Source organism: Chromobacterium sphagni, assembly GCF_001855575.1.
In the GTDB taxonomy this organism is placed as follows: domain Bacteria; phylum Pseudomonadota; class Gammaproteobacteria; order Burkholderiales; family Chromobacteriaceae; genus Chromobacterium; species Chromobacterium sphagni.
Window position 1 is genome coordinate 2,944,115 of the sequence record NZ_MKCS01000001.1, and the last position, 20,347, is coordinate 2,964,461.

Annotated in this window: 18 protein-coding genes; 14 read left to right on the forward strand and 4 right to left on the reverse strand. The window is 62.5% G+C overall.

Annotated elements, in window-relative coordinates; translation table 11 throughout:
- Positions 1 to 108: 108 nt before the first annotated feature.
- The 9 genes from BI347_RS13730 to BI347_RS13770 all read left to right on the forward strand — a co-directional run bounded on the left by BI347_RS13730 (position 109) and on the right by BI347_RS13770 (position 8,917).
- Positions 109 to 1,047, forward strand: a complete 939-nt coding sequence (locus BI347_RS13730) for a LysR family transcriptional regulator (RefSeq protein ID WP_071116102.1) — start codon at positions 109 to 111, stop codon at positions 1,045 to 1,047.
- A 116-nt stretch (positions 1,048 to 1,163) separates the two neighbouring features.
- Positions 1,164 to 2,528 (forward strand): polynucleotide adenylyltransferase PcnB, encoded by a 1,365-nt coding sequence (gene pcnB, locus BI347_RS13735; protein WP_071116103.1) that lies wholly within the window; start codon positions 1,164 to 1,166, stop codon positions 2,526 to 2,528.
- Entirely contained in the window at positions 2,525 to 3,031 is a 507-nt protein-coding gene (folK, locus tag BI347_RS13740) for a 2-amino-4-hydroxy-6-hydroxymethyldihydropteridine diphosphokinase (RefSeq protein WP_071116104.1), read from the forward strand. Before pcnB ends, folK begins: the two co-directional genes overlap by 4 nt.
- 1 nt (position 3,032) lies before the next feature.
- The gene (locus BI347_RS13745) at positions 3,033 to 3,668 is read left to right on the forward strand and encodes a deoxynucleoside kinase (RefSeq protein ID WP_071116105.1); all 636 of its coding nucleotides are present in this window, start codon (positions 3,033 to 3,035) and stop codon (positions 3,666 to 3,668) included.
- A 60-nt stretch (positions 3,669 to 3,728) separates the two neighbouring features.
- Positions 3,729 to 4,520 (forward strand): 3-methyl-2-oxobutanoate hydroxymethyltransferase, encoded by a 792-nt coding sequence (gene panB, locus BI347_RS13750; protein WP_071112998.1) that lies wholly within the window; start codon positions 3,729 to 3,731, stop codon positions 4,518 to 4,520.
- 19 nt (positions 4,521 to 4,539) lie between these two features.
- Positions 4,540 to 5,373, forward strand: coding sequence for a pantoate--beta-alanine ligase (panC, locus tag BI347_RS13755; protein WP_071112997.1), 834 nt, complete (start codon positions 4,540 to 4,542; stop codon positions 5,371 to 5,373).
- Positions 5,374 to 5,396: 23 nt separating this feature from the next.
- Positions 5,397 to 5,777, forward strand: coding sequence for an aspartate 1-decarboxylase (gene panD / locus BI347_RS13760; protein ID WP_043573938.1), 381 nt, complete (start codon positions 5,397 to 5,399; stop codon positions 5,775 to 5,777).
- 338 nt (positions 5,778 to 6,115) lie between these two features.
- On the forward strand, positions 6,116 to 8,110 hold the full coding sequence (locus tag BI347_RS13765) for a bifunctional 2',3'-cyclic-nucleotide 2'-phosphodiesterase/3'-nucleotidase (RefSeq protein ID WP_071116106.1): 1,995 nt from the start codon (positions 6,116 to 6,118) through the stop codon (positions 8,108 to 8,110).
- 84 nt (positions 8,111 to 8,194) lie between these two features.
- Positions 8,195 to 8,917 carry a tetratricopeptide repeat protein gene (locus BI347_RS13770; protein ID WP_083338873.1) on the forward strand — a complete coding sequence of 241 codons (723 nt, stop codon included), beginning with the start codon at positions 8,195 to 8,197 and terminating at the stop codon, positions 8,915 to 8,917.
- An 11-nt stretch (positions 8,918 to 8,928) separates the two neighbouring features.
- On the opposite strand, the gene BI347_RS13775 is transcribed toward BI347_RS13770, so the two are convergent.
- Positions 8,929 to 9,720 (reverse strand): substrate-binding periplasmic protein, encoded by a 792-nt coding sequence (locus BI347_RS13775; protein WP_071116108.1) that lies wholly within the window; start codon positions 9,718 to 9,720, stop codon positions 8,929 to 8,931.
- 211 nt (positions 9,721 to 9,931) lie between these two features.
- Here BI347_RS13775 and BI347_RS13780 point away from each other — a divergent pair, with 211 nt between their 5' ends.
- On the forward strand, positions 9,932 to 10,342 hold the full coding sequence (locus BI347_RS13780; RefSeq protein ID WP_071112993.1) for a GFA family protein: 411 nt from the start codon (positions 9,932 to 9,934) through the stop codon (positions 10,340 to 10,342).
- A 4-nt stretch (positions 10,343 to 10,346) separates the two neighbouring features.
- Here the strand turns inward: BI347_RS13780 and rraA are convergent, their stop codons facing one another.
- Both rraA and aceA read right to left on the reverse strand, forming a co-directional pair.
- Complete coding sequence (gene rraA, locus BI347_RS13785) at positions 10,347 to 10,826, reverse strand: ribonuclease E activity regulator RraA (protein ID WP_071116109.1); 480 nt, start codon at positions 10,824 to 10,826, stop codon at positions 10,347 to 10,349.
- Positions 10,827 to 10,927: 101 nt separating this feature from the next.
- Entirely contained in the window at positions 10,928 to 12,226 is a 1,299-nt protein-coding gene (aceA, locus tag BI347_RS13790; protein ID WP_071112991.1) for an isocitrate lyase, read from the reverse strand.
- A 447-nt stretch (positions 12,227 to 12,673) separates the two neighbouring features.
- Here aceA and grpE point away from each other — a divergent pair, with 447 nt between their 5' ends.
- The 3 genes from grpE (at position 12,674) to dnaJ (ending at position 16,503) form a co-directional block, all read left to right on the forward strand.
- Positions 12,674 to 13,219 carry a nucleotide exchange factor GrpE gene (gene grpE / locus BI347_RS13795; protein WP_071116110.1) on the forward strand — a complete coding sequence of 182 codons (546 nt, stop codon included), beginning with the start codon at positions 12,674 to 12,676 and terminating at the stop codon, positions 13,217 to 13,219.
- Positions 13,220 to 13,328: 109 nt separating this feature from the next.
- Positions 13,329 to 15,254, forward strand: a complete 1,926-nt coding sequence (dnaK, locus tag BI347_RS13800) for a molecular chaperone DnaK (RefSeq protein WP_071116111.1) — start codon at positions 13,329 to 13,331, stop codon at positions 15,252 to 15,254.
- A gap of 121 nt (positions 15,255 to 15,375) precedes the next feature.
- Entirely contained in the window at positions 15,376 to 16,503 is a 1,128-nt protein-coding gene (gene dnaJ, locus BI347_RS13805; protein ID WP_071112988.1) for a molecular chaperone DnaJ, read from the forward strand.
- A gap of 123 nt (positions 16,504 to 16,626) precedes the next feature.
- Here the strand turns inward: dnaJ and BI347_RS13810 are convergent, their stop codons facing one another.
- Positions 16,627 to 17,697, reverse strand: coding sequence for a porin (locus tag BI347_RS13810; protein ID WP_071116112.1), 1,071 nt, complete (start codon positions 17,695 to 17,697; stop codon positions 16,627 to 16,629).
- A gap of 958 nt (positions 17,698 to 18,655) precedes the next feature.
- Here BI347_RS13810 and BI347_RS13815 point away from each other — a divergent pair.
- The gene (locus tag BI347_RS13815; protein ID WP_071116113.1) at positions 18,656 to 20,344 is read left to right on the forward strand and encodes a ShlB/FhaC/HecB family hemolysin secretion/activation protein; all 1,689 of its coding nucleotides are present in this window, start codon (positions 18,656 to 18,658) and stop codon (positions 20,342 to 20,344) included.
- The last annotated feature ends 3 nt before the right edge of the window (positions 20,345 to 20,347 follow it).

Consider the following 20,347-nt stretch of genomic DNA (forward strand, 5'->3'; position numbering starts at 1 on the left):
ACCGGGCTGCCGGGATGGCGGCCTCGGTATGGACTACATGCTATTCCAATTTTCATTTATGAAAATCCAGCTAAAATTCGAATCAGTTTCAAAAAAATATTGATAAAAATGGTCAGAATCGACGATTTGCAGGTATTCATCCGCGCGGCGGACAACGGCAGCCTGTCGGCTGCGGCGCGCCAGCTGGACTTGAGCCCGGCGGTGGCCAGCGCGGCGTTGAAGCGGCTGGAGGCGGCGGTGGGCGCGCAACTGCTGGCGCGCTCCACCCGCAGCCTGCGCTTGACGGTGGCGGGGGAGCGTTATCTGGAACACGCCCGCGCCGCGCTGGACGCGCTGCAGTCTGGCAGCGTGGCCTTGGCGCAGGACCGCCAGGCGCTGTCAGGCAGCCTGTCGCTGTCGATGCCGTCCGATCTGGGGCGCAATCTGCTGCGGCCGTGGCTGGATGCCTTTCTGCAACAGCATCCCGGCCTGAGCCTGCAATTGCAGATCAGCGACCGGGTGGCCGACCTCTATCGCCAGCCGGTGGATGTGGCCTTGCGCTATGGCGTGCCGGAGGATTCGGCGCTGGTGGCCTTGCCGCTGGCGCCCGACAACCGCCGGGTATTGTGCGCGTCGCCGGATTATCTGGCGCGGCACGGCGCGCCCGCCGCGCCGCAGGACCTGCGCCGCCATTCATGCCTGCGTTTTATCCTGGGTGCGGCGGTACATGAGCGCTGGAGCTTTCTCCGCAACGGCGAGAGGCAGGTGGTGACGGTGGATGGGCGCTGGCACAGCGACGACGGCGAGATCGTCCGCAACTGGGCGCTGACAGGCTTGGGCATCGCCTACAAGTCCAGGCTGGACGTGCTGGCCGATTTGCGCGCCGGACGCTTGCAGCCGCTGCTGGAAGGCTATGATACGGAGCAGACCCCGCTCTATCTGGTGACGCCGCACCGCTTGATGCTGTCGCCGGCGGCGGTGGCGTTGCGCGCGCATCTGCAGCAATGTCTGGATGCTTATTTGGCAGGGCCGCGCGCAGGCGAAGGGCGGAATGACAGTTGCGATTAAAACAAGTTGCGGCGCAGGAGGGCGGGGATGTGTATTTTCCGTAAAGAATCGGGCTATAATCGCGGCCTTGAATCCCTAATCTTGCGAATCCAGCATTCCAAGTCACAATCTTCCACATGATCCGCAAGCTAATCCGAAAAGTACTGGACCTGCCGGCCGGCATGAGCAAACGCCGTAACAAGCCGCGCGTCTTTCCGCTGCCCCAGCACGGCGTCCGCCGCGACCAGTTGAGCCAGGCGGCGCTGCGCGTCACCTCCCGGCTGCAGGAGGCCGGCTTCGCCGCCTATGTGGTGGGCGGCGCGGTGCGCGACCTGATGCTGGGCGTTTCACCCAAGGATTTCGACGTGGCCACCAACGCCACGCCCGAGCAGGTGCACCACTTGTTCCGCCGTTCCCGCATCATCGGCCGCCGTTTCCGCATCGTCCACGTGATGATGGGCCCGGAAACCATCGAGGTGACCACCTTCCGCGGCGGCAATGTCGACGACACCAATGAAACCGGCCGCATCATGGCCGACAACAGCTTCGGCAGCCAGGAGGAGGACGCGCACCGCCGCGACTTCACCGTCAACGCGCTGTTTTATGATCCGTCCGATGAAACCGTCATCGACTACCACAATGGCGTCAAGGACCTGCACGCCAAACGACTGGTGATGATAGGTCAGCCGGCGCGGCGCTATCAGGAAGACCCGGTGCGGATGCTGCGCGCGGTGCGCCTGGCGGCCAAGCTGGGCTTCGAGATCGACGAAGACACCAGGAAGCCGATCCGCGCCCACGCGCATTTGCTGAAGAAGGAGCCGGCGGCGCGTCTGTTCGACGAGATGCTCAAGCTGTTGATGTCCGGCCAGGCCTACGCCTGCCTGAAGAAGCTGCGTGACGAGGGTCTGGCGCGCGGCGTGTTCCCGCTGCTGGACGCGGTGATGGACGACAAGGGCAACGACGACGCCTTCCTGCGCCTCAGCCTGGAGAGCACCGACGCCCGCTTGCGCGCCGACAAGCCGATTTCGGTCGGCTTCCTGCTGGCTACGTTGCTGTGGCGCCAGGTGAACCAGTGCTGGCAGCAACGCATCGCCGCTGGCGAGAAGAGCCTGCCGGCATTGCTGTCTGCCATTGCCGATGTCGAAGCCGAACAGGACAACGATTTCGCCATCCCGCGCCGCTTCGGCGTGACCATGCGCGAGATCTGGACGCTGCAGGCGCGTTTCGACAGCCGCAGCGGCGCCCGTCCCTACCGCTTCCTGGAGCAGCCGCGCTTCCGCGCCGCCTACGACTTCCTGGCGCTGCGCAGCGAGGCTGGCGAAGTCACGCCGCAGCTGGTGAGCTGGTGGGAGCGCTTCCAGCGCGCCGATGCCGCCGAGTGCGAGCGGCTGATCGCCGAGGCCAAGGAGCAGGGTGGGGACGCCGAGCCGGCCAAGAAGCGCCGCCGCCGGCGCAGCAGCAGTCGCAAGGGGGACGCTGGCGGCGGGGAGAGCGCCCAGTGACGCTGGCCTACGTGGCTCTGGGCAGCAATCTGGAGCAACCGGCGGAACAGGTCAGGGCCGCGCTCGCGGCCCTTGGCCATTTGGCCGGCACCTCCTTGTTGCGCCATTCCTCGCTGTATCGCACGGCGCCGGTCGGCTATGCCGATCAGCCCGACTTCATCAACGCGGTGGCGTTGCTGGACACCCGGTTGCCGCCGCTGGACTTGTTGGACCAGCTGTTCGCCATAGAACAGCGCTTTGGCCGCGAACGCAGCTTCCGCAACGCGCCAAGGGTGCTGGATCTTGATCTTTTGTATTATGATGATGTCATCATGGGAGGGCCGCAGCTGACGCTGCCTCATCCGCGCATGCGCGAACGCGCTTTCGTGATGGTGCCGCTGGCCGAAATCGCGCCCGGTATGCTGCCCGGCGTCGGCGACGTGGCCGCGCTGGCGGTCGGCCTGGACTGCGCCGGCGTGGAGCGGCTGGATGACGGCGGCGAACCCCAAGAAAAACAGGAATAACATGAGTCAATTGCGATACGTGGTGGTGGAGGGGCCGATAGGCTCGGGGAAATCCTCGCTGGCCGCCCGGCTGGCGCAGTACTGGGGGGTGCAGCTGAAAGCGGAAGACCCGGCGGCCAATCCTTTCCTGCCGCGCTTCTATCGCAATATGCCGGCCCACGCGCTGTCCACCCAACTGAGCTTCCTGATGCAGCGCGCCGACATGGCGCGCAACATGCTGCAGGGCGAGCGGATGGCCGCGCCGCTGGTGTCGGACTTCTTGTTCGAGAAGGACGCGCTGTTCGCGCGGCTGAATCTGGACGAGCACGAGCTGGCGCTGTACCAGCGGCTGGCGCGGCAGTCGTTGCCGGAGTATCCGGTGCCGGATCTGGTGATCTATCTGCAGGCATCCGAAGACACGCTGCTGCAAAGGGTGGCGGCGCGGGCGGTGGAGTACGAGGTAAACTTTCCCGAAGGCTATCTCAAGCGCGTGCATGCCGGCTACAGCGAGTTTTTCCATCAGTACGAGGCGTCGCCGCTGCTGATCGTCAACACCGATCACCTCAACCTGGTGGACGGCGACGAGGATTTCGATCTATTGATCCGCTGCATTGCAGAAATGCGCGGCCAGCGCAGTTATTTCAACAAGAGCGTCTGACCGGGGCCCGGTTGCATCGTCCCCCTGGACGCCGCAGATGGAACACGAGGAAGTCGAGAAATGAAAATAACCGTCAATACCTTGCACAAGCTGGCTGCGGAAGGCCAGAAGATCACCATGCTGACCTGTTACGACGCCAGTTTCGCCAGCCTGCTGGACGAGGCTGGGGTCGAGATCCTGCTGGTGGGGGATTCACTGGGTCCGGTGATGCAAGGCATAGAGTCCACGTTGCCGGTCAGTGAGGACGAAATGGCCTACCATATCCGCTGCGTGGCGCGCGGCGCCAAAAATGCGCTGATTCTCGGCGACATGACTTTCGGCGCCTATCAGCAAAGCCCGCAACAGGCCTTCGCCCACGCTTCGCGCCTGTTGCAGGCCGGCGCCCACATGGTGAAGCTGGAGGGCGGCGCCTACATGGCCGAGACCACCCGCTTCCTGGTGGAGCGCGGCGTGCCGGTGTGCTCGCACATCGGCCTGACGCCGCAGTTCGTCAACGCTTTCGGCGGCTACCGCGTGCAGGGCAAGAGCGAGGCCGATGCGCAGCGCATTCTGAACGACGCCAAGGCGCTGGCGGAGGCCGGCGCCAGCCTGATCGTGATGGAGTGCGTGCCGGCGGCGCTGGCGCGCCAGATCACCGAAACCGTCAATGCGCCCACCATAGGCATAGGCGCGGGCGTGGACGTGTCCGGCCAGGTGCTGGTGCTGCACGACATGCTGGGCGTGTATCCGGGCAAGAAGGCGCGTTTCGTCAAGAATTTCATGCACGAAGCCGGCAGCATCCAGGGCGCTGTCGAAGCCTACGTCAAGGCGGTGAAGGCCAAGACCTTCCCGTCCGAAGAACACACCTACTAAGCCCGGGAGACGACAAGCGATGGAAATCATCCGTACCGTGGCCGAGATGCGCGCCTGGCGCAAGCTGGCCGGCAAGCTGGCTTTCGTGCCCACCATGGGCAATCTGCACGAGGGCCACCTGGCGCTGGTGACGGCCGCCCGCGGCCAGGCGGACAAGGTGGCGGTCAGCATCTTTGTCAACCGGCTGCAGTTTGGCCAGGGCGAAGACTTCGACGCCTATCCGCGCACTTTCGACGCCGATTGCGACAAGTTGCGCGCCGCCGGCGTGGACGCGCTGTTCTTCCCCAACGAGCGCGAGCTGTACCCGCGCGTGAAGCAGGACTTCAACGTCGAGCCGCCCCACATCCAGGACGAGCTGTGCGGCGCTTTCCGTCCCGGCCACTTCCGCGGCGTGGCCACGGTGGTGACCAAGCTGTTCAACATCGTGCAGCCGGACGTCGCCTGCTTCGGCAAGAAGGACTTCCAGCAACTGCATGTGATCAAGGCGATGGTCGACGACCTCAATTCGCCGATTGAAATCCTGCCGGTGGACACCGGCCGCGCCGAAGACGGCCTGGCGCTGTCCTCGCGCAATGGCTATCTCTGCGCGGAAGAGCGCGCCGAGGCGCCGCGCCTGTACCGCAATCTGTGCGCGCTGCGCGACAGCCTGCTGGCAGGCAGCCACGACTACGCCGGTTTGGAGGCTGCCGCCAGCGCGGATCTGGCCGCCGCCGGCTGGGTGGTGGACTATGTGGAAGTGCGTCAGGCTGACACGCTGGAAATCGCCCATGCCGGCGAGAAGCGGCTGGTGGTGCTGGCGGCTGCGCGCCTGGGCCGCACCCGCCTGATCGACAATATCGAAGTGTTCCGTTGAAACGGGACGACAAGGAAACCGTCATGCAACGCAATATGCTCAAGTCCAAGCTCCACCGTGTGACCACCACGCACGCCGAGCTGCATTACATCGGCTCCTGCGCCATCGACGAGAACCTGCTGGAAGCGGCGGATATCCTCGAATACGAAGAAGTGCAGATCTGGAACGTCACCAACGGTGAGCGTTTCGCCACCTACGCGATCAAGGCCGAACGCGGCTCCGGCGTGATTTCGGTCAATGGCTCCGCCGCGCGCCGCGCCGCGCCGGGCGACTTGCTGATCATCGCGTCGTTCGCCCAGTACGAAGACGCCGAGCTGAAGAACCATTCGCCCAAGCTGGTATTCGTCGATGGCGACAACCGTCTGACCGAAGTCAAGGGCGCCACGCCCACCCAGCCTGCCTGACGAGAGTTTCTTCCGACATTGGGCCGCTTGCTGAAATCAGCAGGCGGCTTTTTTATTGCCCGCATGATCGGCGAGTGTGAGCGGCCGGATTGATCGCGAATGGTTTATTGAGCGGAGAATCCGTATTTTTGTTTTTCGGTTTTGGTCATGGAATGGCCCGAGTGATTGTCTGGCAGTCGGGTGAATGGATTGTTTTCAGCCTTTAGCGCTGTGCGTCGGGGCGGTTTTTTCTTTGCGTTGAAATAAATAAATAATATCCGATGGGGGAATAGCAAACGCAAAGCCAATAAAATCCCGCCAGGGCGATTCAGGCCCGATGAAAACAAGAGAGGTATGTGATGAATAAGAGCAATATCGCCGCGGCTGGGCTGGCAGGCCTGCTGCTGGCCGGCTGTTCGAGCGGCAGCGCGCCGTCCGGCAGGCCTGCAGAAGGCACCACCGTCAATGTGGCGCTGCTGGAAACCACCGATATCCACCAGAACGTCCTCAGCTACGACTACTACAAGCTGGCCGCCAATCCCTCTTTTGGCCTGGAGCGGGCGGCCACGCTGATCCGGCAGGCGCGCAGCCAGTACCCCAACAATCTGTTGCTGGACGACGGCGATCTGATCCAGGGCACCGCGCTGGGCGATTATCAGGCGGCGGTGAATCCGCTGAAATGCGCGGATACCCTGGCGGTGCACAAGGTGATGAATTACCTGAAGTACGACGCCGGAACCATAGGCAACCACGAATTCAATTTCGGCCTGCCTTTTCTGTCGCAGGTCACCAATACCAATTTCCGCCTGGCCAATATCGCCCAGCCGTCCGGCTGCGGCTCGCCTGCCTATCCGCAGGTATTGGCGAATGTGGCCAATCTGGCCGACAGCAAGCCCATTTTCCAGCCCTACGCCATATTGAAGCGCACCTTCGCCGCCACCGCGCCGGATGGCCGCAGCGTGCAGGTGCCGGTGAATATCGGCGTGATCGGCTTTACGCCGCCCACCGTCATGGATTGGGACAAGAAAAACCTGAACGGCCAGGTCTACACCAACGGCGTGGTGGAAACCGCCAATAGCTATATCCCGCAGATGCGCCAGGCCGGCGCCGACCTGGTGGTGGCGCTGTCGCACGGCGGGCTGGATCCGTCCAGCTACAGCCCGACCATGGAGAATGGCAGCTGGCATCTGGCCAAGACCGGCATAGACGCGCTGATGATAGGCCATTCGCACGACATCTTCCCCAATCCGGGCGTCGCCGGCTCGCAGTTCAACACTATGCCGGGCGTGGACAACAGCAAGGGCTTCGTCAATGGCGTGCCCACGGTAATGGCCGGCAACTGGGGCAACCGTCTGGGCGTGATCAGGCTGACGCTGAAGTACAGCGGCGGCAAATGGGTGGTGCAGGGCGGACAAACTGCGGTGGATACTCGTTCGATCAAGAACGCCGACGGCAGCTATGTGGCGGCCGATCCCAATGTCGCGCAACTGGTGGCCAGCGAGCACCAGGCCACCATCAACTACGTCAAGACGGCGATAGGCAGCACCGACTTCCGCATGAACACCTACTTCGCGCTGCTGGGCGACGTCAGCGCCATTCAGATCGTCAACATGGCGCAGCAGGACTACGTCAAGAAATACGTGCAGGCCAATCTGCCGCAATACGCGTCCCTGCCGGTGTTGTCGGTGTCGGCGCCGTTCAAGGCCGGCCGCAACGGCGCCAGCGACTACACCGACGTGGCGCAGGGGCCGATCGCCATCAACAACGCGGCCGACCTCTACCTCTACCCCAACACGCTGCAGGCAGTGAAGGTGAGCGGGACGGATGTCAAGAACTGGCTGGAGCGCGCGGCGCAGATGTTCAACACCATCGATCCAAGCGCCACGGCGCCGCAGGAGCTGGTCAACGCCAACTTCCAGGTGTTCAACTTCGACGTGATGTATGGGGTGCGGTACCAGATCGACGTCAGCCAGCCAGTGGGTAGCCGCATCGTCAATCTGAGCTATAACGGCGCGGCCATCGATCCGGCGCAGCAGTTCATCGTGGCCACCAACAACTACCGCGCCAGCGGCGGCGGCAACTTCCCGGGTATCGACGGCACCAAGACCATCATCCAGGCGCCAGACGCCAACCGCGACGTGCTGATTGCTTACATCAAGGCCAACGGCGACCTGGGCCGGACCCAGTACGGCAGCGCCCGGCCGTGGAGCTTCGTCAAGATCAACGCCAAGGTCCAGTTCAAGAGCATCGCCAAGCAACTGGCGGCGGCCAGCCTGGCCGGCATCAACGGCGTCAGCCAGGGGGCGGACAACGGCGACGGCACCTGGACTTATCTGGTGGATTTGAGCCAGTAATCCCGACTTGAGGCAGAAAGGAAAGAGGCGGTCCGATCCGCGCGCAGCGACTGGCGCGCAGGCGCGGCCGGTCCCTTGGCGTCTATGAAACCGATCAGGAAACGACTTGCCGCCTTGGCGGCTGCGCTGCCCTTGCTGGCCGGCTGCGCAGGCAAGCCCAGCCAGGCCGAGCTGGACGATGCGCGCCAGCATGCTGTGTTCGTCCATGACGCCGCTGCCTGGCAGCGGCTGGAGGAATGGGCCGGGGATGACGATCCGGCGGCGCAGCGCACGCTGGCCGAGGCCTTGTCCAGCGCGGGCGGCATTGAGGGTTGGCGCAAGGCGCGGCCCTGGTATGAAAAGGCCGCGGCCGGCGGCGACGCGTGGTCGGCGTTCCGCCTGGCCCGCATCTACGCCAAGGGCCTTGGCGTGGCGGTGGATGCCGGCGAGTCCGGCCGCTGGCTGACATTGGCCGCGCAGCGCCGGCAACCTGACGCCGCCTGCATGCTGGGCCTGCGCGCCAAGGATGGCGGCGATGCGCGAGCCGCCTGGCAGTGGTTCGAGCTGGCGGCGCAGCAGGGCAGTGCGGAGGCGATGTTCCAACTGGGCATCGCCTACCAGGAGGGACTGGGCGTGGCGGTGGATCTGCCGCGCGCACGCGGCTGGTATGAAAAGGCGGCCAGGCTGGAAATGCCGGCCGCGCTGCAGACGCTGGCGATGGCCTATGAGGGAGGCGATCTGGGTTTGACGAAAGACCCGGCCAAGGCGTCCGAGCTGTTCAACTTGGCGGCGCACGCCGTCCACGACTTCGAGTCGGCGCTGTTCTGAGGAGGCCGGCCTCAGCGGGGCACGTACTGGTTCAGCAGCTTGTCCAGTTGGCCGGAGGACTGCATCTGCTGCAGTTCCTCGTCTACCAGCTGTTGCAGCTGCGCGCCCCTGGGATTCTTGCGGGTGAATATCATGTGGAAGGCGTTGCCCGGCATGCCGGGCAACGGCATGCGGCCGATATTGGGGTCGCTGATGATATGGGCGCTGCCCAGTTTGTCGAGGCCGACCATCACCTCGTAATCCTCGGCGAACAGGTCGAAGCGGTCGGCCAGCAGCATCTTGCCCAGTGTCGGATAGTCGACGGTGCGCACCATGGCGTCCTTGTTGACCGCGGTAAGCGCGGAGTAGGCATAGCCCTTGATGCCGCCCAGCCGGTAGCGGCCCAGGTCGGTCTGGCCGGCGACGTTCACGCCGTCCGGATACTTGGCCTTGGAATAGAACACATAGTAGTGGGTCTGGTAATACGGCGTGGAGAACAGAAACTGTTTTTCCCGTTCCGGATTCTTGCTGGCGCTCAGCGCCATCAGATACTGTTCGCCGCTGTCTATCGACGACAGGCAGCGTTTCCACGGCAGCAGGTCGATCTGGAACGGGATGTGGTGCTTGTCGAGGATCCGGCGGATCACATCCACCGAGTAGCCAGTCAGGTCGGCGGTGGGTTGGTGGTTGTAGCGCAGGTAGTAGGTGTAGGGCGGCCACTCGTCGCCATCGTCGCAGATGTGCAGCAATGAGCGGTCCAGGTCTTGCGCCAGGCTCAGCGCGGGCAGGAATAGCAGGGCGATCAGGGGGCGTAGGGATAGCATGGCGAATACCGCCTAGGGGAAATACCTATATTTGCCAGTATAGAGTGTAGAAAAATAACTGCCGGAGTTTGCGCCGAAGCGGCGGCGAGGCGGTTTTTTTGCACTTGCAGCATCGCTCAGGCATAGTGAAACAAATGGATTGCGGCGATGCCGGACAGCAAGGCTGGCCGGGGTGGCGGGCGCCGCATCGCGATTCACTGGGAGAGCCGTCATGACCATAGGCCTGACCGGCGGTTGCCTGTGCGGCGCGGTACGTTACCGGCTGCGCGGCACGCCTTTCCATATCACCCACTGTCATTGCCGCAGTTGCCGGCGCGCCAGCGGGGCGGCTTTTGTCACTTGGTTCACCATGCGGGTGCACGAACTGGAATGGCGCGGCGAAAAGCCGGTGCAGTACCACTCCTCCGCCGCGGTATCGCGCGGCTTCTGCCCGCATTGCGGCTCGACGCTGACCTACTTCCACGAATCCGATCCCGAAGAAATCGACATCACCGCGGCATCGCTGGACAATCCCGAGGTGCTGGTGCCGGAGCACCACACCTGGTGGGAGCAGCGGCTGGAGTGGGGTACCGCCAACGCCCAGGGCGCGTTGCCGGTGCATCAGCGCGGGGGAGGGATGTAGCGGGTTAGACCAGCTGCCGCGGGCTGACGACGATGCCGTCTGCGTCGGCGTACAGCCAGTGGCCCGGCGTTATCGCGCAACCGGTGATGCGGATGTCCAATTGTTTTTGCCCAGTCCCCAGTTTCACCGATTTGCGCGGATAGGCGGCCAGCGCCCTGACGCCCAGCGGCAGTCGCGCCAGCGCTGCGCTGTCGCGCACGCAGCCGTCTATCACCAGGCCCGTCCAGCCGTTTTTCACCGCCAACTCGCCCAGCATGTCCCCCACGAGCGCGCAACGGCGCGATCCGCCGCCATCCACCACCAGCACCCGGCCTTGGCCGTCCTCTCCCAGCAGCTCGCGCACCAGGCTGTTGTCTTCAAACAGTTTCAGGGTGGCGACGCGGCCCGAGAAGCGCGTTTGCCCGCCAAAGGATTGGAAAATGGGGTCCAGCACGCTGATTTCCTGCTCGAATTCGTCGCAGAGGTCTGTCGTGGCGAAAGTCATGGTCTGCTCCTGGTTCAGAATGGAAAATGCCGCCCTCCGGTGAAGGTGGGCGGCATCGCCCGCGGGATACGCGGACTTTTGGGTGCGCCGCTTGTGGCGGCTTAGTGGAACTGTTCTTCTTCGGTGGAGCCGGTCAGCGCGGTGACGCTGGAGGTGCCGCCCTGGATCACCGTGGTGACGTCGTCGAAGTAGCCGGTGCCCACTTCCTGCTGGTGCGAGACGAAGGTGTAGCCGCGGTCGCGCGCGGCGAACTCCGGTTCCTGCACTTTTTCGACATAGGCGGACATGCCGCGGGCGACATAGTCCTGCGCTAGGTCGTACATGTTGAACCACATACTGTGGATGCCGGCCAGGGTGATGAACTGGTACTTGTATCCCATCGCGCCCAGCTCGCGCTGGAACTTGGCGATGGTGGCGTCGTCCAGGTTTTTTCTCCAGTTGAACGACGGCGAACAGTTGTAGGCCAGCAGTTTGCCCGGGTGTTTGGCGTGCACGGCTTCGGCGAACTTGCGGGCGAACTCCAAGTCCGGCGTGCCGGTTTCGCACCATACCAGGTCGGCGTAGTCGGCGTAGGCCACCGCGCGGCTGATGGCTTGCTCCAGGCCCTTCTTGGTTTTGTAGAAGCCTTCGGCGGTGCGTTCGCCGGTGAGGAAGGGCTCGTCGTTGGGATCGACGTCGCCGGTCAAGAGATCCGCCGCTTCGGCGTCGGTGCGGGCGATCACCAGGGTGGGCACGCCGTAGACGTCGGCCGCCAGGCGGGCGGCGATCAGCTTCTGGACCGCTTCCTGAGTCGGCACCAACACCTTGCCGCCCATGTGGCCGCACTTTTTCACCGAGGCCAGCTGGTCTTCGAAGTGCACGCCGGCGGCGCCGGCGCGGATCATCGCCTTCATCAGCTCGTAGGCGTTGAGCACGCCGCCGAAGCCGGCTTCGGCATCGGCCACGATGGGGGCGAAATAGTCGATATGGCCCTTGTCGCCTTTTTCCAGGCCCTTGGCGTGCTGGATTTCATCGGCGCGGCAGAAGGCGTTGTTGATGCGCTCCACCACCTTGGGCACCGAGTCCACCGGGTACAGCGATTGGTCCGGATACATCGCCGAATATTCGTTGTTGTCAGCCGCCACCTGCCAGCCCGACAGGTAGATGGCCTTGACGCCCGCCTTCACCTGCTGCATCGCCTGACCGCCGGTGAGGGCGCCCAGACAGTTGATGTAAGGCTCGGTATTCACCAGCTTCCACAGTTTTTCCGCGCCGTGGCGGGCCAGGCTGTGCTCCACCGGCAGCGAGCCGCGCAGGCGTTCCACGTCGGCGGCGGTGTAGCCGCGCTTGATGCCTTTCCAGCGCGGATTTTCATCCCAGTCTTTCTGGATGGCTGCAATGCGTTGTTCGCGAGTCGTCATGTTAGAACCCTTCTCGAAGCGTTTCTCTGCTCGCCGGGCAGGCCCGGCGTCCTCAATAGCATGATGGCGTATCCGGTGTTCCGGACTTTTTTGTCAAACCAGGCCGGATCGGCGTGATTTTTTTCTCCGTGCGCGGCAGCGATTTTGCGCCATGCCACAACGGCGTTTTCCTTACGGTGCGGCCATTATAAGCACAAAAAAAATCGCTTGTGTGCAGTGCAGCACAGAAAAAAATCTTGTGTTTTCATAAGCTAACAAAGTGTTCACATAAACGAACCATTCACCGGATTGTAGTGTTGCCAATGCGAAAAAATGACAGTTGAAATTTGCGTATCTTCGTTTTTCGTCTTCGTTGCGAGAAGCGCCATCGAGGGCTTGAAATCGCTGCAAAAGGCCCTACCTTGGGTCTGGACATCAAATTTAGCCGGTGCATTCCAAGGAAACGTCATGCAAGAAAATCAAAACCTGGCGGCCGATGCGGCCGACAACCAAGACACTGACATCGCCGCCGAGGCGCATACCGAGCTGGAGCAGACTCCTGAGCAGCATATCGCCGGTCTGGAGGCCGAAATCGCCGAACTGAACGACACCCTGCTGCGCGCCCGCGCCGAGCTGGACAACCAGCGCCGCCGCGCCCAGGAGGAAGTGGCCGCCGCGCACAAATATGCGATCGGCAAGTTCGCCGCCGAGCTGGTGACGGTGAAGGACTATCTGGAAATGGCGCTGTTGGACCAGAGCGGCCAGATCGACACGCTGAAGATGGGCGTGGACCTAACCTTGAAACAGCTGGTGTCGGCCTTCGACAAGGCGCAGATCAAGGACATCCAGCCCAAGGCCGGCGACAAGCTGGATCCGCACCAGCACCAGGCGATGAGCGCCGAAGAGTCGGACGCCGAGCCGAACACCGTGGTGCGCGTAATGCAGAAGGGTTACCTGCTGGCCGACCGCGTGCTGCGCCCGGCCATGGTGGTGGTAGCCAAGGTCAAGGCATAAAAAAGGCTGTCGACAGCCTCTTGAAAAGATCGGCATAGCCAATATTTATTGAGACAACAGGCGCTGACTATTAGTCGACGCCGGAACGAATCGAGAAAAGGAATACATCATGGGTAAAATCATCGGTATCGACCTGGGCACCACCAACTCCTGCGTGGCAGTGATCGAAGGCGGCAATCCGAAAGTCATCGAGAACGCCGAAGGCACTCGCACCACCCCGTCCATCATCGCTTACGTCGAGGACGGCGAAATTCTGGTGGGCGCGCCGGCCAAGCGCCAGGCGGTGACCAACCCGAAGAACACCATCTACGCCGCCAAGCGGCTGATCGGCCGCCGCTTCGAAGACAAGGAAGTGCAGAAGGACATCGACCTGATGCCTTTCGAAATCCTGAAGGCCAAGAACGGCGACGCCTGGGTGAAAGTGCGCGACCAGGAACTGGCTCCGCCGCAAATCTCCGCCGAAGTGCTGCGCAAGATGAAGAAGGCCGCCGAAGACTACCTGGGCGAAGAAGTGACCGAAGCCGTGATCACCGTGCCGGCCTACTTCAACGACAGCCAGCGCCAAGCCACCAAGGACGCCGGCCGCATCGCCGGCCTGGAAGTGAAGCGCATCATCAACGAGCCGACCGCGGCCGCGCTGGCCTTCGGCCTGGCCAAGCAGGAAGGCGACCGCAAGATCGCGGTTTACGACCTGGGCGGCGGCACCTTCGACGTGTCCATCATTGAAATCGCCGATGTGGACGGCGAGCACCAGTTCGAAGTGCTGTCGACCAACGGCGACACCTTCCTGGGCGGCGAAGACTTCGACCAGCGTCTGATCGACTACATCGTCACCGAGTTCAAGAAGGAACAGGGCGTCGACCTGAAGAAGGACGTGATGGCGCTGCAACGCCTGAAGGAAGCCGCGGAAAAGGCCAAGATCGAGCTGTCTTCCGCCACCCAGACCGAGGTAAACCTGCCTTACATCACCATGGACGCCACCGGTCCCAAGCACCTGGCGATGAAGATTACCCGCGCCAAGTTCGAAAGCCTGGTGGACGATCTGATCACCCGCTCGATCGAACCGTGCCGCGTGGCGCTGAAGGACGCCGGCGTGTCGCTGTCCGACATCACCGACGTGATCCTGGTCGGCGGCCAGACCCGCATGCCGAAAGTGCAGGATGCGGTCAAGGAATTCTTCGGCAAGGAACCGCGCAAGGACGTAAACCCGGACGAAGCCGTGGCCGTCGGCGCCGCGATCCAGGGTTCGGTATTGTCCGGCGACCGCAAGGACGTGCTGCTGCTGGACGTGACCCCGCTGAGCCTGGGCATTGAAACCCTGGGCGGCGTGATGACCAAGCTGATCCAGAAGAACACCACCATCCCGACCAAGGCGTCGCAAACCTTCTCCACCGCCGACGACAACCAGACCGCGGTGACCATCCACGTGCTGCAGGGCGAGCGCGAGAAGGCGGCCGCCAACAAGTCGCTGGGCCAGTTCAATCTGGGCGACATCCCGCCGGCGCCGCGCGGCATTCCGCAGATCGAGGTCGAGTTCAACATCGACGCCAACGGCATCCTGCACGTGTCGGCCAAGGACAAGGCTTCCGGCAAGCAGGCCAACATCACCATCCAGGCGTCTTCCGGCCTGTCGGAAGCCGAGATCGAGCGCATGGTGAAGGACGCCGAAGCCAACGCCGAGGAAGACAAGAAGCTGCACGAGCTGGTGACCGCGCGCAACCACGCCGAAGGCCTGATCCACAGCATCAAGAAATCGCTGTCCGAACATGGCGACAAGATCGACGCCGCTGAAAAGGCCAAGATCGAAGACGCCGTCAAGGCGGCCGAGGAAGTGGTGAAGGGCGACGATAAGGAAGCCATCGAAGCCAAGGCCGAAGAACTGGCCAAGGCCAGCCAGAAGCTGGGCGAAATCATGTACGCCCAGGCCGCCCAGGCTGAGGGCGCCGCCGCCGACGGCGCGCAAGCCCCCGGCGACAAGCAGGACGACGGCAACGTGGTGGACGCCGAGTTCGAAGAAGTGAAAGACAAGAAGTAATCGTCGCATCACGCTGAACGAGGCACAGGGAATGGCGGAGAAGGTCTCCACCGGCCTCTGTGCCTTTGCCGCATCAAGACGATAGGGCTGGCCCGCCGGGCCGGCCGGAGAGTGAAAGACAATGTCGAAAAAAGATTTCTACGATGTGCTGGGCGTTAACCGCGATGCGTCCGACGACGATATCAAGAAGGCATATCGCAAGCTGGCGATGAAGTATCACCCGGACCGCAATCCGGACAGCAAGGAAGCCGAAGACAAGTTCAAGGAGGCGAAGGAAGCCTACGAGATTCTGTCCGACAGCCAGAAACGCAGCGCCTACGACCAGTTCGGCCATGCCGGAGTGGACCCGCAGGCGGGAGCCGGCGGCGGCCAGGGTTTTGGCGGCTTCGGCGATTTCGCCGATATCTTCAGCGACATCTTCGGCGGCGGCCAGCGCGGCGGCGGCGGTGGCGGGCGTTCCAACGTTTATCGCGGCGCCGACCTGCGCTACAACATGGAAATCTCGCTGGAAGAGGCGGCGCGCGGCTGCGAGAAGCAGATCCGCATCCCGTCGCACGAGTCCTGCTCCACCTGCAACGGCAGCGGCGCCAAGCCGGGCACCTCGCCCAAAACCTGCTCCACCTGCGGTGGCCACGGCCAGGTGCGGATGAGCCAGGGCTTCTTCTCCATCCAGCAGACCTGCCCCACCTGCCACGGCACCGGCAAGCAGATCACCGATCCGTGCGCCAGCTGCCACGGCGCCGGCCAGAAGAAGACCACCAAGACGCTGAACGTCAAGATCCCTGCCGGCGTGGACGAGGGCGACCGCATCCGCCTGGGCGGCGAGGGCGAGCCTGGCCAGAACGGCGGCCCGGCGGGTGACCTGTACGTGGTCACCCACATCAAGCAGCACGCGGTGTTCCAGCGCGACGGCATGGACCTGCACTGCGAGATGCCGATCTCCTTCTCCACCGCGGCGCTGGGCGGCGAAGTGGAAATCCCGACGCTGGACGGCATGGCCAAGGTTAAGATCGCCGCCGAAACCCAGAGCGGCCGCGTCTACCGGCTGCGGGGCAAGGGCGTGAAAGCGGTGCGCGGCGCCGAGTACGGCGACCTGCACTGCCATGTGATCGTGGAAACGCCGGTCAAGCTGACCGAACGCCAGAAAGAGCTGCTGCGCGAGTTCGAAGCCATCAGCCAGGGCGATGTGGCCACCCATAATCCGCGCTCCAAATCGTTTATGGACAAGCTGCGCGATTTCTTCGAATAAGCGCCGCGTTTGCCACGCCAAAGCCAGTCCGTTGCGGGCTGGCTTTTTTATTGATTTCGCCTCAAGCACAACAGCCACCCCAGGGGTGGCTGTCTGCACATTCGAAAACCGGGATGACTTCGCTTAGAAGTTGTGCTTCATCATGGCCCAGGCCAGGGTGGACTTCTCTTGGGAGAATTTGTAGACGGTTTGAGCGTCCTTGTTGTCCTTGCGTTCGCCATAACCCACTTGCACCAGGGTGTTCTTGCTCAAGGTGTAGTCCAGAGCCGCGGCCCACTGGCTGGCGCCCAGGCTGTAGCGCGTGCCGTCGATCTTGGCGTCGCCGCGCTTGGAGTAGACCACAGACGGCTTGAAGTTGCCGATGGTGTAGGCGGCGTTGATGGCCCAGGTGGTGTTTTCTACTTTATTGCCTCCCGCTATGGGGGCTGGAGTTAAGCCCAGTGTGCTAGCGTCGCCATAAGTGTTCAGCCACTGGTAGCTGGCGGCCAGGTACAGATTGTTGGCGCTGTAGCCGCCTTCCAGGCGGTTGGTGGCGCTGTTGCTGCCGCCCTTGGTGTTCAGCACGCCGGCGTAGGCCCAAGCGCCGAAGAAGCCCGAGTTCTGGTAAGCCAGGCGCAGGCCGTATTGCTCGCCTTGCTTCATCTGGCCTGCCGGGCGGTTTTCGCCGGCGCCATATTGCAGCGTGGCGTTAAAGCCGTTCCAGCTTGGGGAGTCGTAGCGCACGCTGTTCTTGTAACGGGCGTCGCCGTAGGAGAACAGGTCGGTGGCTTCGTACAGCGGGAAGTTGGTGCCCATGCCGTCGCGGCGCGGACCGTACAGGTTATCGGTGGATTCGGTGTCGGCCAACACGTCGGTCAGGTAGCCGACGCGCAGCTTGCCATAGGCGCCATCCAGGCCGACATAGCTTTCGCGGTTGGCGAAGGTGCCGGAAGCGGTGCCGCCGCCAGCCACGCCGTCCATGGCGAAGCCGGTTTCCACCTGCCAGATGGTCTTCAGACCATTGCCCAGGTCTTCGCTGCCCTTGAAGCCGATGCGGCTGCCGAAGTCATCCACGCCGAAGGTGGAGTTGTAGTTGTTGGCGCTGTTCTTGGTTACGGACACGCCGGCGCGCAGCGATCCGTACAGGTTGACATCAGCTTGTGCGAGCGCAGGGATGGTCGCGGCAATGGCCGCGACAAGGATGGTTCTCTTCATTTTCTCTAAAACCCTTTGTTTAAACTTGCCGCATGGGCAGCTGGCAAGGCGGTGCTTTTTTTATTCCGCCGTTGTGAAGGGCCAGTGTGTCTTGGCGAAAAGTTCCCCGTCAAGAAACATTTATTAACAATCAGAATTATTTCTCTTGAAATGATAAATGCATTTATAGACGGTTGTTTGACATTTCCCAGCAATTTTATTGATATCAATGGCTTGCTGGCGCATTTTTCCATTCCGAATGGCGGTTTGTTTTTAATATGCTAAATGAAATTCAGTTAATCATTTTTAACATGTCATTTTTTGTTGCATTTATGCAAATTTCTGCACCAGCAACTTTGCATGCCAAATGAGTTTATCGGCGGTGCTACGGGGTGGTATGGCTGAATATTGGGTAGGTTATGAGAAAATTGCATTCTTTATTGTTATTGAATGATTGTTAGACCAAGTATGGCGAGCCATTATTAGGTTAATTTTATTGCCACATGTCACATTTTAATCTGCTGTCGGCTTGATTGGTTGCATGAGTAATATGCATGGATAGCGCTGCAGCCGGGTAAGCGACGGGTTGTTCCCTAGCTTATGTTGCCGCCGTTTTGGTGTTGAATATTATGGCAAGTAAATTGCCATTTTTGCGAGATGTCGCGTAGCGACAGTTTAAGAGGGCGATGGGCCTGGTCACGGTCGATCTGATATGGATGTCATGGCTAGTGGAGCCATGGTTAAAAGCGCCGACGGCTGGCTGCCGTGTGTGGTGGTGTTACCAACCGCTGTTGCGCTTTGCTTACTTTTTGAAATTTAATTTCATGATTTTTCACAATTGAGTGAATGGTTTCCGGCAGGGCTGTTTTCTTTCAATATCATGTCCTTGTGTAGTTTATAAGTATTTTTACCTAAAAAATATTCCTACAACTTTGTTTACAATACGGCATCATTATTTGTTAACAATAATTAAGCCGTAATGAACAGAATCTTCCAGGCCGCCTTGTCGGGCGGCCTGTTGCTGCCTACCGTCTGCCTCGCCGCCGCGTCATCCTCCCTGCCCCAGCAGACCGACCAACTGCTGCGTCAGCAACAGCAACAAATCGAACAGCAACGTCAGTCGTTGCAACAGCGCCCCGATGTGTTCCTGCCCGCGTCGGAGGACACTGCAAGGCTGCCCGCGGCCCAGACGGCAACCCCGTCGGCCGCCTGCTTCGCCATCCGGTCGGTGCGGCTGGACGGTGCGCCGGCGGACTGGCTGGGCTGGCTGCAGACCCAGCCGCTGCTGGGCGGCTGCGCCGGCTTGGCGGATCTGAATCGACTGGTCGCCGCCCTGACCAATGCGCTGGTGGCGCGCGGCTTCGTCACCAGCCGGGTCTATCTGCCGGAGCAGAACCTGCGCAGCGGCGAGCTGCGGCTGGTGGTGGTGCCGGGGCGCATCCACGCCATCCGGCTGAAGGAAGGTGGCAGCGACGCCGGCCTGCGCACGGCGTTTCCCACCGGTCCGGGCGAAATCCTCAATGTGCGCGACCTGGAGCAGGGCCTGGAGCAGCTGGGCCGGCTGCCCGGCCAGCAGGCCACCATGGAAATGGTGCCGGCAGACGCGCCGGGCGACAGCGATGTGGTGGTGACGCGGCAAGGCGGCCGCCCGCTATCCGGCGCGCTGACGCTGGACGATTCCGGCCAGGACGCCACCGGACGCTTGCAAAGCACCGCCAGCCTCAATTTGGCCGGCCTCACCGGCCTGAACGACGTTCTGTCGCTGTCGTGGAGCCAGGACGCCGAGCATCCGGCATCCCCGTTGAGCCAGTCGGCCTCCGTTTCCTGGCTGCTGCCGCTGGGCGACTGGACCGGCTTTGTCAGCTATAGCGCCTTTTCCTACCACCAGACCGTGCAAGGCGTGAACCAGGACTTCACCTCCAGCGGCCACAGCCGCAACACCCTGCTGTCGCTGTCGCGGCTGCTGCATCGCGACCAGAACAGCAAGACCGAATTGAAAGCCAGCCTGACGCGCAAGGCGTCGCGCAGCTTCATAGAGGATGCCGAGGTGGTGCAGCAGCGGCGCGACCTCACCATCGCCGGCCTGGAACTGAGCCACCGCCGCTATCTAGGCGAAGCGGTGCTGGATGCCAGCGTGGGCTACCAGCGCGGCATCGGCGCCTGGGGCGCCCAGCCCGACACGCTGGCGGCGCAAGGCGGTCCCACCGCCCGTCACGAGCTGTATCAAGGCCGGCTCAGCCTGCAACTGCCGCTGCATGCCGCCAGCCAGGTCCTGCGTTGGAGCAGCGAGCTGCGCGGCCAGTACAGCCCGGACCTGTTGATGTCCACCGAACAGTTCTCCATCGGCGGCCGCAGCACCGTGCGCGGCTTCAATACCAGTTCGCTGGTGGGGCAGAGCGGTTACTACCTGCGCAATGAACTGAGCTGGCCGCTGCCGCCGCGCCAGGGCTGGGCCTTCGAGCCGTACCTCGGGCTGGATGCCGGGCAGATCGCCCGTCCGGCGTATGACAGCGGCTCCGACCGCACCCTGTCCGGCTGGGCGGCCGGGCTGCGCCTGAGCCTGGGCAGCCACCTGTCCGCCGAGCTGACCCACGAGCGCGCCTTGCACCAGCCCCCAGGCTGGGATCGGCCCGCCATCACCCATTTCTCGATCACCGCGCAGTGGTAAGCC

What these genes read in the sequence shown, in the direction of transcription:
- BI347_RS13730 (WP_071116102.1), top strand. Translation starts at nt 109, where the DNA reads ATGGTCAGAATCGACGATTTGCAGGTATTCATCCGCGCGGCGGACAAC.
- pcnB (WP_071116103.1), top strand. Translation starts at nt 1,164, where the DNA reads ATGATCCGCAAGCTAATCCGAAAAGTACTGGACCTGCCGGCCGGCATG.
- BI347_RS13745 (WP_071116105.1), top strand. Translation starts at nt 3,033, where the DNA reads ATGAGTCAATTGCGATACGTGGTGGTGGAGGGGCCGATAGGCTCGGGG.
- panB (WP_071112998.1), top strand. Translation starts at nt 3,729, where the DNA reads ATGAAAATAACCGTCAATACCTTGCACAAGCTGGCTGCGGAAGGCCAG.
- panC (WP_071112997.1), top strand. Translation starts at nt 4,540, where the DNA reads ATGGAAATCATCCGTACCGTGGCCGAGATGCGCGCCTGGCGCAAGCTG.
- panD (WP_043573938.1), top strand. Translation starts at nt 5,397, where the DNA reads ATGCAACGCAATATGCTCAAGTCCAAGCTCCACCGTGTGACCACCACG.
- BI347_RS13765 (WP_071116106.1), top strand. Translation starts at nt 6,116, where the DNA reads ATGAATAAGAGCAATATCGCCGCGGCTGGGCTGGCAGGCCTGCTGCTG.
- BI347_RS13770 (WP_083338873.1), top strand. Translation starts at nt 8,195, where the DNA reads ATGAAACCGATCAGGAAACGACTTGCCGCCTTGGCGGCTGCGCTGCCC.
- BI347_RS13775 (WP_071116108.1), bottom strand. Translation starts at nt 9,720, where the DNA reads ATGCTATCCCTACGCCCCCTGATCGCCCTGCTATTCCTGCCCGCGCTG.
- BI347_RS13780 (WP_071112993.1), top strand. Translation starts at nt 9,932, where the DNA reads ATGACCATAGGCCTGACCGGCGGTTGCCTGTGCGGCGCGGTACGTTAC.
- rraA (WP_071116109.1), bottom strand. Translation starts at nt 10,826, where the DNA reads ATGACTTTCGCCACGACAGACCTCTGCGACGAATTCGAGCAGGAAATC.
- aceA (WP_071112991.1), bottom strand. Translation starts at nt 12,226, where the DNA reads ATGACGACTCGCGAACAACGCATTGCAGCCATCCAGAAAGACTGGGAT.
- grpE (WP_071116110.1), top strand. Translation starts at nt 12,674, where the DNA reads ATGCAAGAAAATCAAAACCTGGCGGCCGATGCGGCCGACAACCAAGAC.
- dnaK (WP_071116111.1), top strand. Translation starts at nt 13,329, where the DNA reads ATGGGTAAAATCATCGGTATCGACCTGGGCACCACCAACTCCTGCGTG.
- dnaJ (WP_071112988.1), top strand. Translation starts at nt 15,376, where the DNA reads ATGTCGAAAAAAGATTTCTACGATGTGCTGGGCGTTAACCGCGATGCG.
- BI347_RS13810 (WP_071116112.1), bottom strand. Translation starts at nt 17,697, where the DNA reads ATGAAGAGAACCATCCTTGTCGCGGCCATTGCCGCGACCATCCCTGCG.
- BI347_RS13815 (WP_071116113.1), top strand. Translation starts at nt 18,656, where the DNA reads ATGAACAGAATCTTCCAGGCCGCCTTGTCGGGCGGCCTGTTGCTGCCT.